The sequence below is a fragment of the Deinococcus malanensis genome (assembly GCF_014647655.1).
Lineage (GTDB): Bacteria > Deinococcota > Deinococci > Deinococcales > Deinococcaceae > Deinococcus > Deinococcus malanensis.
The window spans coordinates 13,026-26,943 of record NZ_BMPP01000005.1; the positions used below are offsets into that span (position 1 = coordinate 13,026).

General features: G+C 64.4%; 12 protein-coding genes. 7 read left to right on the plus strand and 5 right to left on the minus strand.

The window, feature by feature from the left end:
- Nucleotides 1-102 precede the first annotated feature (102 nt).
- The 3 genes from IEY49_RS06965 (at nucleotide 103) to IEY49_RS06975 (ending at nucleotide 4,252) form a co-directional block, all read left to right on the plus strand.
- Complete coding sequence (locus tag IEY49_RS06965) at nucleotides 103-1,179, plus strand: M4 family metallopeptidase (protein ID WP_189005869.1); 1,077 nt, start codon at nucleotides 103-105, stop codon at nucleotides 1,177-1,179.
- A 16-nt stretch (nucleotides 1,180-1,195) separates the two neighbouring features.
- Nucleotides 1,196-2,020, plus strand: coding sequence for a phosphotransferase family protein (locus IEY49_RS06970; protein WP_189005870.1), 825 nt, complete (start codon nucleotides 1,196-1,198; stop codon nucleotides 2,018-2,020).
- A gap of 183 nt (nucleotides 2,021-2,203) precedes the next feature.
- The gene (locus IEY49_RS06975) at nucleotides 2,204-4,252 is read left to right on the plus strand and encodes a molybdopterin oxidoreductase family protein (RefSeq protein ID WP_189005873.1); all 2,049 of its coding nucleotides are present in this window, start codon (nucleotides 2,204-2,206) and stop codon (nucleotides 4,250-4,252) included.
- Between the two features lie 316 nt (nucleotides 4,253-4,568).
- Here IEY49_RS06975 and IEY49_RS06980 read toward each other — a convergent pair whose 3' ends face one another.
- Nucleotides 4,569-4,925: an ArsC/Spx/MgsR family protein gene (locus IEY49_RS06980; protein ID WP_189005875.1), complete on the minus strand. Its 357-nt coding sequence runs from the start codon at nucleotides 4,923-4,925 to the stop codon at nucleotides 4,569-4,571.
- A gap of 107 nt (nucleotides 4,926-5,032) precedes the next feature.
- On the opposite strand from IEY49_RS06980, the gene IEY49_RS06985 reads away from it, so the two are divergent.
- The 4 genes from IEY49_RS06985 to IEY49_RS07000 all read left to right on the plus strand — a co-directional run bounded on the left by IEY49_RS06985 (nucleotide 5,033) and on the right by IEY49_RS07000 (nucleotide 8,169).
- A complete protein-coding gene (locus IEY49_RS06985) occupies nucleotides 5,033-5,473 on the plus strand; it encodes a MarR family winged helix-turn-helix transcriptional regulator (RefSeq protein WP_189005877.1) in 441 nt (146 codons plus the stop codon).
- The gene (locus IEY49_RS06990) at nucleotides 5,470-6,456 is read left to right on the plus strand and encodes a ring-cleaving dioxygenase (RefSeq protein WP_189005878.1); all 987 of its coding nucleotides are present in this window, start codon (nucleotides 5,470-5,472) and stop codon (nucleotides 6,454-6,456) included. Before IEY49_RS06985 ends, IEY49_RS06990 begins: the two co-directional genes overlap by 4 nt.
- The gene (locus tag IEY49_RS06995) at nucleotides 6,453-7,415 is read left to right on the plus strand and encodes a ring-cleaving dioxygenase (RefSeq protein WP_189005879.1); all 963 of its coding nucleotides are present in this window, start codon (nucleotides 6,453-6,455) and stop codon (nucleotides 7,413-7,415) included. Before IEY49_RS06990 ends, IEY49_RS06995 begins: the two co-directional genes overlap by 4 nt.
- Nucleotides 7,416-7,560: 145 nt before the next feature.
- Complete coding sequence (locus IEY49_RS07000; protein ID WP_189005880.1) at nucleotides 7,561-8,169, plus strand: alpha/beta hydrolase; 609 nt, start codon at nucleotides 7,561-7,563, stop codon at nucleotides 8,167-8,169.
- Nucleotides 8,170-8,230: 61 nt separating this feature from the next.
- On the opposite strand, the gene ruvB is transcribed toward IEY49_RS07000, so the two are convergent.
- The 4 genes from ruvB to coxB form a co-directional block, all read right to left on the minus strand.
- Nucleotides 8,231-9,235: a Holliday junction branch migration DNA helicase RuvB gene (ruvB, locus tag IEY49_RS07005; RefSeq protein WP_189005881.1), complete on the minus strand. Its 1,005-nt coding sequence runs from the start codon at nucleotides 9,233-9,235 to the stop codon at nucleotides 8,231-8,233.
- A gap of 111 nt (nucleotides 9,236-9,346) precedes the next feature.
- The gene (locus tag IEY49_RS07010; protein WP_189005882.1) at nucleotides 9,347-10,030 is read right to left on the minus strand and encodes an SCO family protein; all 684 of its coding nucleotides are present in this window, start codon (nucleotides 10,028-10,030) and stop codon (nucleotides 9,347-9,349) included.
- 108 nt (nucleotides 10,031-10,138) lie between these two features.
- Nucleotides 10,139-12,592 (minus strand): cbb3-type cytochrome c oxidase subunit I, encoded by a 2,454-nt coding sequence (locus tag IEY49_RS07015; protein ID WP_189005883.1) that lies wholly within the window; start codon nucleotides 12,590-12,592, stop codon nucleotides 10,139-10,141.
- The gene (gene coxB, locus IEY49_RS07020) at nucleotides 12,589-13,803 is read right to left on the minus strand and encodes a cytochrome c oxidase subunit II (RefSeq protein WP_189005884.1); all 1,215 of its coding nucleotides are present in this window, start codon (nucleotides 13,801-13,803) and stop codon (nucleotides 12,589-12,591) included. The genes IEY49_RS07015 and coxB overlap by 4 nt, the downstream gene beginning before the upstream one ends.
- Nucleotides 13,804-13,918 lie beyond the last annotated feature (115 nt).

The following is a 13,918-nucleotide window of genomic DNA, read 5'->3' on the forward strand; positions in this document are numbered from 1 at the left end:
GGGGAAACCATCTGTGACTTGTCGTGCCTGACGGTGTTCTATGCACCCGGTGCCTTAGTTGCGTACAGGTGATGCCCTGAAAGCCGATACACTGCCCTCACCATGCAAACCAAGCTCAGCCGGCAGGGCCTGACGGCCCTCGTGACCGCCCTTCTTCTCGGCGCCTGTGGACAGCAGGCCAGTCAGGACACGCCGCTGAGCGCTCAGGGAGGCAATGGCAAGCCCGCAACTGGCCAGACCACCGCCGCCGCGCGGGTCTTTCTGCCCAACCCGGTGCAGAGCACCGGCAATCAGGGGCTTGTTGACGACAAAGACAGTGCCAGCGCCGTTCCTGCCAGCGCCTATTACAACGTCACACTGAGCGAACTCGACGGCAGCGGCTACCTGAGCGGTAAGTGGGCCAAGGTGATCAATGAGACGGGTACGCCGGTCTACGGTACCGGACCCTTTAGCTTCACCCGTGACCAGGACGGCTTCGAGCAGGTGATGGCCTATTTCTGGGTCACCGAGACCCAGAAGTACCTGCAGAGCCTGGGTTTCGGCACCGAGCTGCGCCCGGTCAACATGCAGCAGCAGCTGATCAAGGTCAGCCAGTACGGGATCGACAACAGCTACATGTGGGACAAGCACAACTGGCTGCGCCTGGGCAAGGGTGGCGTGGACGATGCCGAGGACGGCGAGGTGATCGTGCACGAGTATGGTCACGCGGTGCACGCTGCCCAGGTGCCGGGCTTTGGGAGCAGCCTGCAGGCCGGTGCCATCGGCGAGGCCTTCGGAGACTACCTGGCCATGACGGTCGGGTACGCCATCTCCACAGCCAACGGCGCGCCGACCCAGGCTCCGCTGGGCTGCATCATGGACTGGGACGCGGTCAGCTACACCAGCACCGAACCGCACTGCCTGCGCCGCATCGACACCGACAGGCACTACCCCGAGGATCTGCGGGGACAGGTGCACGCCGACGGCATGATCTGGTCACGCGCCCTGTGGGATATCTGGAATGCCCTGGGTGCTCGCACTGCTGACCGCATCGTCATCAACGCGCAGTTCGGTTTCGCGCCTGACACCAGCTTTGTTGCCGCCGCCGAGCAGACGGTCAGGACGGCCCGGGCCATGTACGACGAGCAGACAGCGGCCACGGTAAAGAAAGCCTTTGTCGACCGCGGCATCCTGCAGTAACACCGCCTGCGCTGACATGAGCAGTTTCCAGCAGCTGGCGCTGAAGCTTGGCACCGAGTTGCTGGGCGTCCGGCCTCTGGCCGGCGGGGTGTCTGCCCGGGTCACCGCCCTGGATGTCCGTCTGGGTGGGCCCTGCCGCCGGCTGGTGGTCCGGGAGTATGGGCGTCAGGATCTGATCCGCGCTCCTGACCTCGCAGCGCGGGAGTTCCACCTGCTGGAGGTTCTTTACCGCGCCGGGCTTCCCGTTCCCTCCCCCGTGCATCATCAGCCGGGCAGGCTGGTCACCACCTTCCTGGAGGGCGAAAATGGGACCACTACCGCTGCGGACCTCAGGCACCTCGCCGGGTTCCTGACCCGGTTGCACGCCCTGGACCCGGCAGGGGTGGAGTTACCGCTGTTGCCTGGGCCCGGCCCGGCACCTGTTATGCCAGACGAATCCCTGTCCGGGAGCCGGATCCGCCGTGCCCTGCATGATCTGGATCCGGGTGAGTGCGGCCGCCTGTCGGTGCTGCACGGTGACCTCTGGCCGGGGAATACGCTGTGGCAGGCTGGACACCTCTCGGCGGTTCTGGGCTGGGAAGACGCTGCTCTGGGCGACCCGCTGGCCGATGTGGGCAACACCCGCCTGGAACTGCTGTTTTCACAGGGCAAAGGGGCTATGCACGCCTTCACGCAAGAGTACGCACGTCACCGCGATCTTAACCTGGATCGGCTGCGTTTCTGGGACCTGAGGGCGGCGCTGCGGCCCTGTGGCCGGCTGACCAGCTGGGGGCTGGAGCCCACCGTGCAGGCGCAATGGGAGCGTCGTCACGCCTGGTTTGTCCGCCAGGCTGGAGCCTGAACTGCTGCCAGCGCTAGACAGAGGCTGGTCAATCGGGTGGGGCCAGCTGGACTGCGGCTCCGGCCGCAGGTATCCGGGCTGAGCCACACTTCTTTAGCAGGCTGCTGTTTGCCCCGATTGACCGCCCGCAAAGGTGAAAAGTGGCCCTGCCGTTCCCGGGGCACGCCGCGTAGACTTTCGGGCATGACGCGTGAAGTACTGCTGACCTGCCCGCTGGACTGCCCGGACGCCTGCCGCCTGAAAATCACGGTGGCGCCGGTGGAGGATGCCAGAACCGGACAGGTGGCTGAGCGCATGGTGAAGCTGACGGGTGACGCTGCACATCCCATTACCCGGGGCTTTGCCTGCGTCAAGACCGTGCACTATCCGGCGCGTGCCAACCACCCGGAGCGCCCGCTGTATCCGATGCGGCGCGTGAATGCCAAGACCGAGCCTGAGCCGGTGTTCGAGCGCGTGGGCTGGGCCGAGGCGCTGGACGACATCGCCGCCCGGCTGCGGGTGCTGCTCGACTCGCGTGGTCCGCAGAGCGTGCTGCGCTACAACTACGCCGGCACCATGGGCCTGATGGAAGGCACCCACGTGCATGCCCTGTTCCGTGCGCTGGGTACGCCGGAACTCGACGAAACCATCTGTGCGACCGCCGGTACCGAGGCGTGGAGCATGGGCTACGGGACGCGCTACTCGGTGGACCCGCCGGACGTGGCTCATGCCCGCCTGATCGTGCTGTGGGGCATCAACAGCCTGTCGACCAACAGCCACCTCACCCCCCACCTCACCGCTGCCCGCAAAAGTGGCGCCCGGATCATCTGTGTGGACCCGTACCGCAACCGCACCGCTGCCTTCGCCGACGAGCACCTGAAAATCCGGCCTGGGACCGACGCGGCGCTGGCCCTGGGGGTCATGCACGAGCTGTTTGCGCAAGGCTGGACCGATGAGGCCTACATTGCCGAGGCCACCACCGGCGTGGAAGAGCTGCGCGTTGCCGCTGCAGAATGGACCCCCGAACGTACCGCGCAGGTCACGGGACTGGACGCCGGGCAGGTTCGTGCCTTCGCCCAGGCAATCGGCACCACACGTCCCAGCTATTTCCGGGTGGGGTACGGCATGACCCGTCATGAGTCCGGTGGCACCAACCTGCGCGCCGTAACGCTGCTGCCGGCGCTGACCGGCGACTGGCGCCTGCGTGGGGGGGGCTGCAGCTTAAGTGCCAGCGGCGCCTTCAAGCTTAACCGCTCGCAACTGGGGGCCGCACACCTGATCCGCCCCGACACGCCGCATGTGAACATGAATGAGCTGGCCGGTGCACTGAGGCCGGAGGCGGGCCTGGGCGCTCTGGTCGTGTACAACACCAACCCGGCGGTGGTGGCTCCGGATGCCGGTCGGGTGCGCGCCGGTCTGCAGCGCGAGGACCTGTTTGTGGTGGTGCTGGAGCAGGCCATGACCGAAACGGCCCGGCTGGCCGATTACGTGCTGCCTGCCACCACTTTTGCCGAGCACGCCGACCTGTACACCAGCTACGGCCATCACTTCCTGGGCTACAACCCGGCCGCGCTGGAGGCCCCGGGCGAGGCCCGCCCGAACTCGTGGGTCATGCAGGAACTTGGCCAGCGCCTGGGCGTGACGGAGCCCAGCGTGTACTGGACGGTGGATGAGCTGATTACGGCCCTGCTGGAAACGGACCACCCGCATTTGGCTGGCATCACACTGGAACGGCTCAAGGCCGAGGGCAGCGTGCGCCTCAACCTGCCCGAAGAGTTTCTGCCGTATGCATATGGCGCCGAGACGCCCAGCGGCAGGGTGCAGTTCTCTCCGGCGCCGCAGCACCGTGAGGCCCTGGCCACACTGAATGACGAGTATCCGGTAAGGCTGCTCACGCCACCCGCGCACCACTTCCTGAACAGCACCTATGGCGTGCTGGACAATCTCAACCGCGCCGAGGGCAGTGAGCCCCACGTGCTGGTCCACCCGGACGACGCGGCCCGTTCGGGTCTGAACGACGGAACCTACGCGTGGCTGCAAAGCGAGGTGGGGCAGGTACGCCGCCGCGTGAAGATCACCGACGTGACCCAGCCGGGCACCGCGGTGGTGGAGGGCACATGGTGGGGCCTGTCCGCGCCGGACGGAACGAGCATCAATGAACTGACGGCGCAGACCCTGACGGACCTGGGCGCTGGCAGCACCTTCCACAACACCCGGGTGCGGCTCAGCCCTGCGGCACAAAGCTCAGTCTGAGCATCAGCCTGTTCCCGGCGTGTTTCAGGGAATTGATCACTGCACCTGCCGCAGGCGAAGGGCAGTTCAGGCCTTGTTTACGGCAACCTGCCGGACCGGCTCGAAGCCGTACTTACCGAATGACCCCCAGCCCTGGTAATGGTTGAACTCGCAGCGGTAGCGTCAGAAAGTGCCCTTGCGGGACGCCACCCGGATGAAGATGCTGCCGGGTGTGCAGGTGCGTCCAGGCCTGACCGAAGCTCTTCTGGCGTGTTCGGGATGTACAGGTCCGTATGGCCAGCGGCATCGAGTTTGCTCAGGGTGGGGTGAATGGTATTCAGCCGTCCAGCATGGCCTTCCATCCAGCCAGATCCTCACCCACGGTCAGCACCTTGCCGGCACGGACCAGCGGGAGCTTCAGCAAATCGGGTGTCTCGATGACCCTGGCGATCACGCCGTCCTCGGTGGTGCGCAGGTAGGCGAGATTGCTCTGGGCGTAGGCCTTGCCGTCCAGATCGAGCAGGGCATTCAGGCCAAATTTCTGTACGAAGCGCGCCAGTTCGCCTTTGGCGATGGGCCGCTCCCTGAGATCCACCATATGGATCTTGATCTTCCGCTCCTTGAAGAAGCGCTCGGCGGCCCGGGTCGCCGCACTTTTCTTGACCCCAAATATCTGCACCTGCAGGTCGCTCATGCCGCGAGTGTAGCGAGACCACGGACAACATGCCCGACCTGTCTCCAAATTATTTGCTTTGCAAAGCAACTAGATATAGAATAACTCTCAAGAAGGGAGGATCACTGATGTTAACCCTGACTCCTACCGAACTGCTCGCCTGGCGCGGCTTCCTGCACGCCCACGACACCCTCTGGAAGGCGCTGGACGCCGAACTGACCGCCCATGACCTCAACCTTCCGGCCTACGAACTGCTGACCACGCTGGAAGAGGCCGGTTCCCAGGGGCTGCGTATGACTGATCTGGCCCGCCGGGTGCGCTTCAGCGGAGGTGGCCTGACCCGCCTGGCGGACAAGTTACAGGCGCAGGGGCTGATCGAACGCCGCCGCTGTGCCACCGATGGGAGGGGGTGGGAAGCGGCGCTGACCGAGCAGGGGCAAAAGAAGCTGCGCCGGGTTCACGTGCGTCATCTGCGGGAGGTCCGCCGCCGCTTCCTGGACCGCCTGACCCCAGAGGAAACCAGACTGCTCGCGGGCCTGTGGCCCCGTTTTCAGGAGGAAGCCCGATGAACAGCACGCCGCACGGCGTTCACCATGTCAGCGCACTCAGCGCCGATATTGCGCGCAACCATGACTTCTATACCCGGGTGCTGGGGCTTCGTCTGGTCAAAAAGACGGTTAATCAGGACTCGCCGGGTATGTACCACCTGTTTTATGCAGACGGCGCTGGCAGTGCGGGAACCGATATGACCTTCTTCGACTTCCCTCAGGCCGCCCGCGAGCACCGCGGCAACAACTCGGTGACCCTGACCACCTTCCGCGTCACCGGAGAGGCTGCCCTGAATTACTGGGCCGGGCGCCTGACCGGGCATGGCGTGCTGCACAGCGGCGTGACCCGGGTGGACGGACGCGCCCACCTGTACTATGAGGATGTGGACAGCACCCGCCTCGCGCTGGTGGACGACGTGGGAGAAGGCCCCCGCGCGCTGCCCAACCCCCTGACCGACGTGCCTGTCGAATATCAGATTCAGGGCCTGGGATACAGCGGTTTCACGGTTCCGGATCTGGGGCCAACCCGCGCGTTTCTGGAAACGGGCCTGCACCTACGCGAGATCCGCACCTATCCCACCGAAGGCTTCACGACGCATGTCTTTCAGATGAATGCAGCGCCCGGGGAAGGCCAGGGTCCCCACACCGAGCTGCACGTAACCGAGAGAGGCGATCTGCCGCGCAGCCGGCCGGGTGCCGGAAGTGTTCACCATGTGGCCCTGCGCCTGCGGGACAGCGATGTGCTGGCCTGGTTGCTGCATCTGGAGCAGGCCGGGTACGGCAACAGTGGCAGGGTGGACCGCTATTACTTCCAGTCCATCTACATCCGCGACCCCAACGGCCTGGTCGTGGAACTCGCCACGGATGGTCCCGGCTTCGCCACCGATGAGACGGCCGGGCAACTGGGCCAGCGTCTGGCCCTGCCGCCCTTTCTGGAGCCCCGCCGCGCCACCATCGAAGCGCACCTGCGCCCCCTGACCCTGAGCCAAGGAGACCCTGCATGACCACCCTGAACCTGACTGGCATCCACCACCTCACCGCCGTGTCTGCCGACATCCGTGAGAACAAGCGCTTCTACACCCAGGATCTGGGAATGCGGCTGGTCAAACGTAGCGTGAACCAGGACGACGTGAGTGCCTATCACCTGTTTTACGCCGACGCGGTTGGCACCCCCGGCACGGACCTGACCTTCTTCGACTGGCCGGTGGGCCGTGAGCGGCGCGGCAACCATACCGTGACGCGTACAGCGCTGCGCGTCCGGAATGAAGCCAGCCTGACCTACTGGCACGAGCGCTTGGGCGCCCTGAATGTGCAGCACGGTCAGATCGTCGAGCGGGACGGCCGGGCAACCCTGGACTTCGAAGACCACGAGGGTCAGCGCCTGGCGCTGATCGTGGACGGTGGCACTGGAGACGCGCCGGCTCCCTGGGAGGCCAGCCCCGTGCCCACCGAGCACCAGATCCGTGGCCTGGGACCCATCACCATGACCGTGCCAAACCTGCGCAACACCGATCTGGTGCTGCAGCGCGTCATGAACCTGCGCCCGGTGCGCCAGTACCCCGACCCGGAGAGTCCTGCCCATACCGTACACGTGTACGAAATGGGAAACGGGGGCCCGCACGCGGAACTGCATGTGGCCGTGCGCCCGGACCTGTCACCAGCGCAGCCTGGTGCGGGCGGAGTGCATCACGTGGCCTTCCGCACCCCCAACGAGGACGAGTACCATGCCTGGACCGAGCATTTCCGGCACTTTGGCCTGCAGACCAGCGGTGAAGTGGACCGGTACTATTTCCGCAGCCTGTACTTCCGGGAGCCCAATGGCATCCTGTACGAAATTGCCACCGACGGCCCTGGCTTTGGCGTGGACGAGGACATGACGACCCTGGGTGAGAAAGTGATTCTCCCGCCCCGCTTCGAAGCCCGCCGCGAGCAGATCGTTGCCGGTCTCAAGCCTATCGACTAAGCGCGTTTCCGTTGGTTTCGTGTTCCAACCGGGAAGGTGCCGGTTTGGGCATTACACGCCCGGAATGCATTTCCACCCTTCTTCCTTTAGCTGGGGTGGATCCTGCAGGTTTCAGGATTCAACCGGGACTTATGTGAGGTACACCATGACTGATCTGAACTGGATTCATCACCTGGAGCGGGGTACGGGAGACCTTACAGTCCTGTTGCTGCACGGCACAGGCGGCAACGAGCGGCAGCTGCTCACCCTGGGCCGGCAGGTGGCGCCTGAGGCGAATCTGCTGGGCGTGCGCGGGCGCTCGCTGGAGGAAGGTTTCCCGAGGTATTTCCGGCGCTTTTCCGCCACGCGATATGACCAGGAGCAGATCCGCAGCGAGGCGGCGGCTCTGTCCCGGTTCGTTCAGGACGCCGCTGAGGAATACGGTCTGAACCCTGCGCGGGTGGTCGCCCTGGGCTATAGCAATGGGGCCAATATCGCCCTGGCCACTCTGGCAACCCACCCGCAGACCTTTCTGGGAGCTGCCCTGCTGCGGCCGGTGATGCCTCTGGATGAGCCGCCAGCCACAGACCTCAGCGGGGTATCCGTCCTGGTGCTGCATGGAGCGCACGACCCATACGCCGCCCATGCCGGGGGCGTGACTCCTTACCTGAAAGGTGCCGGTGCCCAGGTGCAGCAGCACCTGCTGAATGCAGGGCACGAACTGACGGGTGAGGACGTGCAGCTTTGTGAGGAGTGGCTGGGCCAGTTGCGCTGAACGACGTAACCAGGCGGGCACCGGAGGTAAGCTTCCGGTGCCCGCCTGGTTGGTGCTGCCCTCAGTTGATAAACAGCCCCAGGTCCCCGTCCACGCCACCGACCGGCAATCCCAGGTGGTCATAGGCGTGCGCGGTGGCCACGCGCCCCCGCGGGGTGCGCTTGATAAAGCCCAGCTGGATGAGGTAGGGCTCGTATACATCTTCCAGCGTAAGGGCATCCTCGCTGATGGCGGTTGCCAGGGTGTCCACGCCTACGGGACCACCCGCGAAACGGTGAATCAGCGTTTCGAGGTACTTCTTGTCGCGGTCGTCCAATCCGGCCGCGTCGAGCCCCTGCTTATCCAGGGCGTCGTGGGCACGTTCCAGCCCAATCACCGTTTCGCCAGCCACGTCAGCGTAGTCGCGCACGCGGCGCAGCAGGCGCTTGGCGATGCGCATGGTGCCGCGGCTGCGTGCCCCGATTTCCAGGGCGGCGTCCTCCTCCAGGCCAAAGCCCAGCAGCCGGGCGTCACGCAGCAGGTTGGTGCCGATCTCTTCGGCCGTGTAGTACTCCAGGTGCTCAATGATCCCGAAGCGGCTGCGCATGGGCGCAGTGATCAGACCGGGGCGGGTGGTGGCGCCCACCAGCGTGAATCGCGGCAGAGGCAGTTCGATGGTGCGGGCCGCCGGGCCCTGGCCCAGCACAATGTCCAGCTTGAAATCCTCCATGGCCGGGTAGAGGTGTTCCTCGGCCACGCGGCCCAGGCGGTGAATCTCGTCGATAAACAGCACGTCACCCTCTTCCAGGCTGTTGGTCAGGATGGCCGCAAGGTCCCCCGGCTTCTCAATGGCAGGACCCGAGGTGACGCGGATATTTACACCCAATTCGGCGGCAATAATATGCGCCAGTGTGGTTTTGCCCAGTCCCGGCGGGCCAAACAGCAGCGTGTGATCCAGCGCCTCCCGCCGGCCCTTGGCTGCCTGCAGATACACGCCGAGCTTGTCCTTCAGCTTCTCCTGTCCTACGTATTCGGTCAGGGTTTTTGGGCGCAGGGCAGCGTCCAGGTTGGTGGCGGGGTCGGTCATGGGTTCATCATACCTGGATTTCGCTAGAAACGGAACAAGCAAGAAGGTTATTTGCATGACAGAATGCGGAGACACAGAGATCAGGCTTCGGACGGCGCCGCACGGTCCGGTTCAGTCGGCGTACCGCCGTACCAGCTGTGGCAGGTCCTGGTCCAGCACCCCGGCCAGCACATCGCTGTTGCCATAGACCCGCACGAAGCGGCCCTGTCCATCCACCACGCTGACCTGATCGCCGTGCAGTCTCGCAGCTTCGCGCGCTGATGCTCCTGCCTGCTGCGCGTTGTCGGCGCCGGATCCTGCGGTGGGCGGTGTGTCCTGATGACTGCTGTGGTCCCGCGTGGGCATGGGCCTGACGTTGGTCACGAACATCTGCCGGGCGGCCTCATCAATGGTTTCGGCCTTCCCGGTCAGCCCACTGAAGGACGGGTTGAAACCCGCAAGGTACCGGCGAACGACTGCCGGTGTGTCATGCTCCGGGTCCACCGTGATGAACTGGACCTGCACGCGCTGGCGTACCTGCGGAGTCAGCTTGTCGTAGGTGGTTTTCAGGCTTGTCAGCGTGGCCGGGCACACGTCCGGGCAGCGCACGAAGCCGTAAAACACCAGCCGGAGACGGCCATCAGCAGCATTCAGACGGGTGGGCTGGCCGCGCTCGCTGATCAGACTCAGGGCGGGTAGTGGTTTCGGGGTGCCCAGGTCGTCCCCTCCCAGGGGGGCAGGGGAGAGGCTCCGGAACAGCAGCAGACCTGCCAGCACGGCAGCGATGGTCAGGAGGGAGGCGGTCAACCACTTCATGACCTCCAGGGTAGGCCGGATGTGGCGGGCGTGTGTCCCCACGACGAAGGCCCTACAACGAAGGAAGGAGTGCCCGCCCGGGCACTCCTTTCTCAGAACAGCTGATGGTTACCAGGCGTAGAAGATCGCCACAATCAGCAGCCACACCACGTCCACCAGGTGCCAGTACATGCTGGCAGCGGTCAGCGAGCCGTGGTTGTGCTTATCGATCTTGCCGGTCACGGCCTGGTAGTACGGCAGAGCCACGCCTACGCCCCCGATCAGGATGTGCAGACCGTGGAGGCCGACGATGATAAAGAAGCAGGCCTGCCACAGGTTCTGTTTCCAGTCGCTTTCCACACCGAACAGCGCGAACTCGTACACCTGGAAGATCATGAACAGCGCGCCCAGCAGCAGGGTGATGAACAGCCCCAGGCGGCCCCACGTCACGCGGCCATGGTGCATGTCCTGCTCGGCCTTGTGAATCACGCCCGACGAGCTGACCAGAATCAGGGTGTTGAGCGATGCCAGCCAGAGCTGGGGACGCAGGGCCGGCGGCTCAGCGGCACCAATCACACGCAGGTACACGTACCCGGCGATCAGCACGGCGAACAGGCCAATTTCACTCAGGATGAACCAGCTCATGCCCATGAAGCCGTTGTCGTATTTGGTCAGGTGGTGGTGCTCGACCGGCACGGCGTACTCACGGGTACCGGCCCACTTGAACAGGCCCCACAGGAACACCGGGAAACTCAGGTACAGCAGCACCGTCGCGAACAGGAAACCCGGTGAGGCCTCGGAGAAGGGCCTCAGGCCGACAGCCGGGGAGTAGTTGGTAAACCAACCGAAGCTCAGGCCATACCCCATCAGCAGCAGGCCAAATGCGGTCACGAAGGGCCAGATGCTGTCCACCGGCAGGTGAATGGTCTTGGGGTCCACCGGGGTCAGGGTTTCTCCGCTCTTCTCCCAGTCATACAGTGGGCGCTCGGTGGGGAAGTTGGTGGGAAAGTCATGCGCGAAGTTGTAGGCAGCAGGTGGTGAGGCTGCCGTCCACTCCAGGGTGAAGCCGCCCCAGGGATTGGGCCCGGCCGTAATGGGACGCTGCAGGCTTTGCCCCATGTTCCACACCCACACCACGCCGCCGGCCAGCAGGGTCAGGGCGCCCAGCGTGCTCAGGAAGTTCAGCTCGGTCCAGGCGAAGTTGCCTTCGGGGTAGGTGTAGTAGCGCCGGGGCATGCCCAGCATTCCCAGAATGTACTGCGGCAGGAAGGTCAGCCACGAGCCGATCATGAACAGCCAGAAGTGCCACAGGCCATACTTCTCGTCCAGGAAGCGCCCGGTCATCTTGGGCCACCAGTAGTAGATGCCGCCCATGGCCAGGAAGGCCGTGCCGAACATCATCACGTTGTGGAAGTGCGCCACCACGTAGTAGGACATCGTGACCTGATAGTCGAAGGGAATCATGCCGAGCGAAACGCCGGTAATCCCGCCGACGAGGAAGTTGAAGATAAAGCCGACCAGCCAGTAGGTGGGGGACTTCATCAGAATGCGGCCGCCCCACAGCGTACCGATCAGGTTGAAGATTTTCACACCGGTCGGGACGGCCACGATCAGGGTCATCACGGCGAAGGCAATCTGCCAGATTTCCGGCAGGCCCACCGCGAAGATGTGGTGTACCCATACCAGCAGGCTGACCAGCACGATGCCCAGCAGCGAGTACACCATCACGCGGTAGCCGAACAGCGGCTTGCGGGCCATGGTGGAGGCGATTTCCGCGCCGATCCCCAGGTAGGGCAGCAGCATGACGTACACGGCCGGGTGCGAGTAGAACCAGAAGAACTGCTGCATCAGCACCGGCACACCGTTGATGCCGGGGTTAAACATGCTCAGCCCCATCTTGATTTCCAGATAGGTGACCAGCGCCGCCGCCGTCAGGCCTCCCAGCGACACCAGCTGCAGGATGCTGGTGGCAAAGATGCTCCAGCAGAAGATGGGCATCTTCCACAGGCTCATGCCCGGGGCCCGCAGGTTGACGATGGTGGCCGCAAAGTTCGCGCTGCCCAGCAGCGACCCGATGCCGTTGAGGATCAGGGCCACCATCAGCACGCTGACACCGGTCTGGTTGGCGTCCACGGACAGCGGGTAGTAGAAGGTCCAGCCGACACTGGGTGCCCCGCCGTTCCACAGGCCCAGTACGACCAGGATCAGACTGAAGACAAACAGCCACACCGCAAACGTGTTGACGCGCGGCAGCGCGACGTCCCGTACTCCCAGCTGGAGCGGCAGGAAAAAGTTTCCGAAGCCGAACAGCCCGATGGGAATCAGGAAGAAAAAGATCATCAGGGCCGCGTGGACCGTTAGCACCTGGTTGTAGGCCGTGCCGACCAGAATTTCCTGATTGGGCAGCGCCAGCTGCACGCGGATGGCCACCGCCAGCAGACCAGCGGCAGCAAAGGCCAGAATAGACACGAAGATGTACAGAATCCCGATCTTCTTGTGATCGGTGGTCATCATGTAGTCCTTGACGACCTCCCACACGCCACGCTGGGTGGCGGTGGTCTGCGGAGCGTGCTGAACGGTCACTGCGTTCCTCCTGCACGGACGCCGTACACCGGCGTGCCGCGCCAATAGTCCGCCTCTTCCGGCAGCTTCAGACTGCGCAGGTAAGCGGCGATATCCTCGATTTCCGCCCGGGTCAGAACGCCACCTTTTTGCACCTTGCCGTTGACCAGGTACTCGCTGCCGTCATAGGTGGGCATCAGGGCACCGGGCTTCATCCCTGGACTGTTCGCGATCCACGGAACCAGGTTCCTTTCGGCGACCTCACCTTCCCACATGCCGGCACCCAGCGTACGGCGGGTGCCGAAAAAGCTCAGGTCCGGGCCGGCCGCGCCCGCAGCCGGCGTTCCCTGAACGCGGTGACAGGCCGAGCAGGCCAGAGCGCCCGTGGAAGCCTTGCCCTGCATGAACAGCGTGTAGCCGCGGGCCTCGGCGCTGCCCTCGGCGGGCGTGGGGGCACGGTAGGCCTTGGCGGCCGCCAGGAACGCTGCGTAGCGTTCGGGCTCCAGCGCGATGACCTTGTAGCGCATGTTGGCGTGGCTGGCCCCACACAGCTGCGAGCAGTTGCCCTGATAAACACCGGGACGTTCGGTGTCGACCTTCCAGGTGCGGATAACGCTGGGCAGCGCGTGACGCTGTCCACCGATGTTGGGAGCCCAGAAACCGTGAATCACATCCCCACTGGTCAGGTTCAGCACCACCGGCTGGTTGGTGGGCATGACCATCTCGTTGGCGTTGGCCACCGTGCCGCCGGCGTCACTGGTCACGGTGGGATAGGCGAAGTTCCACCAGAACTGCTTGGACAGCACATCAATCTTGGGAGCATTGACGGGCACGGGGTTCAGACGGGCCATGCTGCGCACGGTCAGCACGCTCAGCAGGATCACGATCACAACCGGCACAGCCACCAGGATGACTTCCAGGCGGTTGTTGCCGTGGAACTGGGCCGGCGGCGCCTCGTGACGGTCCTCGCGGAACTTCTGCACCGAGTAGAACAGAGCCCACGAGACCCCAACAAAGACGATGATCGAGAGCGCAATGGCCCACAGACTCATCCAGAAGATCTCTTTGTTGTAGTCCGAACTCATGTCTCCAATTGAGAGAAATTGTTCGGACTGCTGGCAGCCGGTGAGCAACGTGGCGGCCAGCCCGGCAGCCAGGGCCGGGAAGGCCGCTGGGCGTTTGCGCGGCCGGGCTGTGCCGCTGTGGCGGTCTTGGATGGTGTTCAACTTCACTCCTTTCGTCTGCCTGCAGTCTAATTGGTCATGACAGGAAATGCGCGCTTCCGGCGCACGCGACCGGCCCGGCCAGTTTCCCTATTCGACCGAACGGTCAGGCCGCTGTCATGAG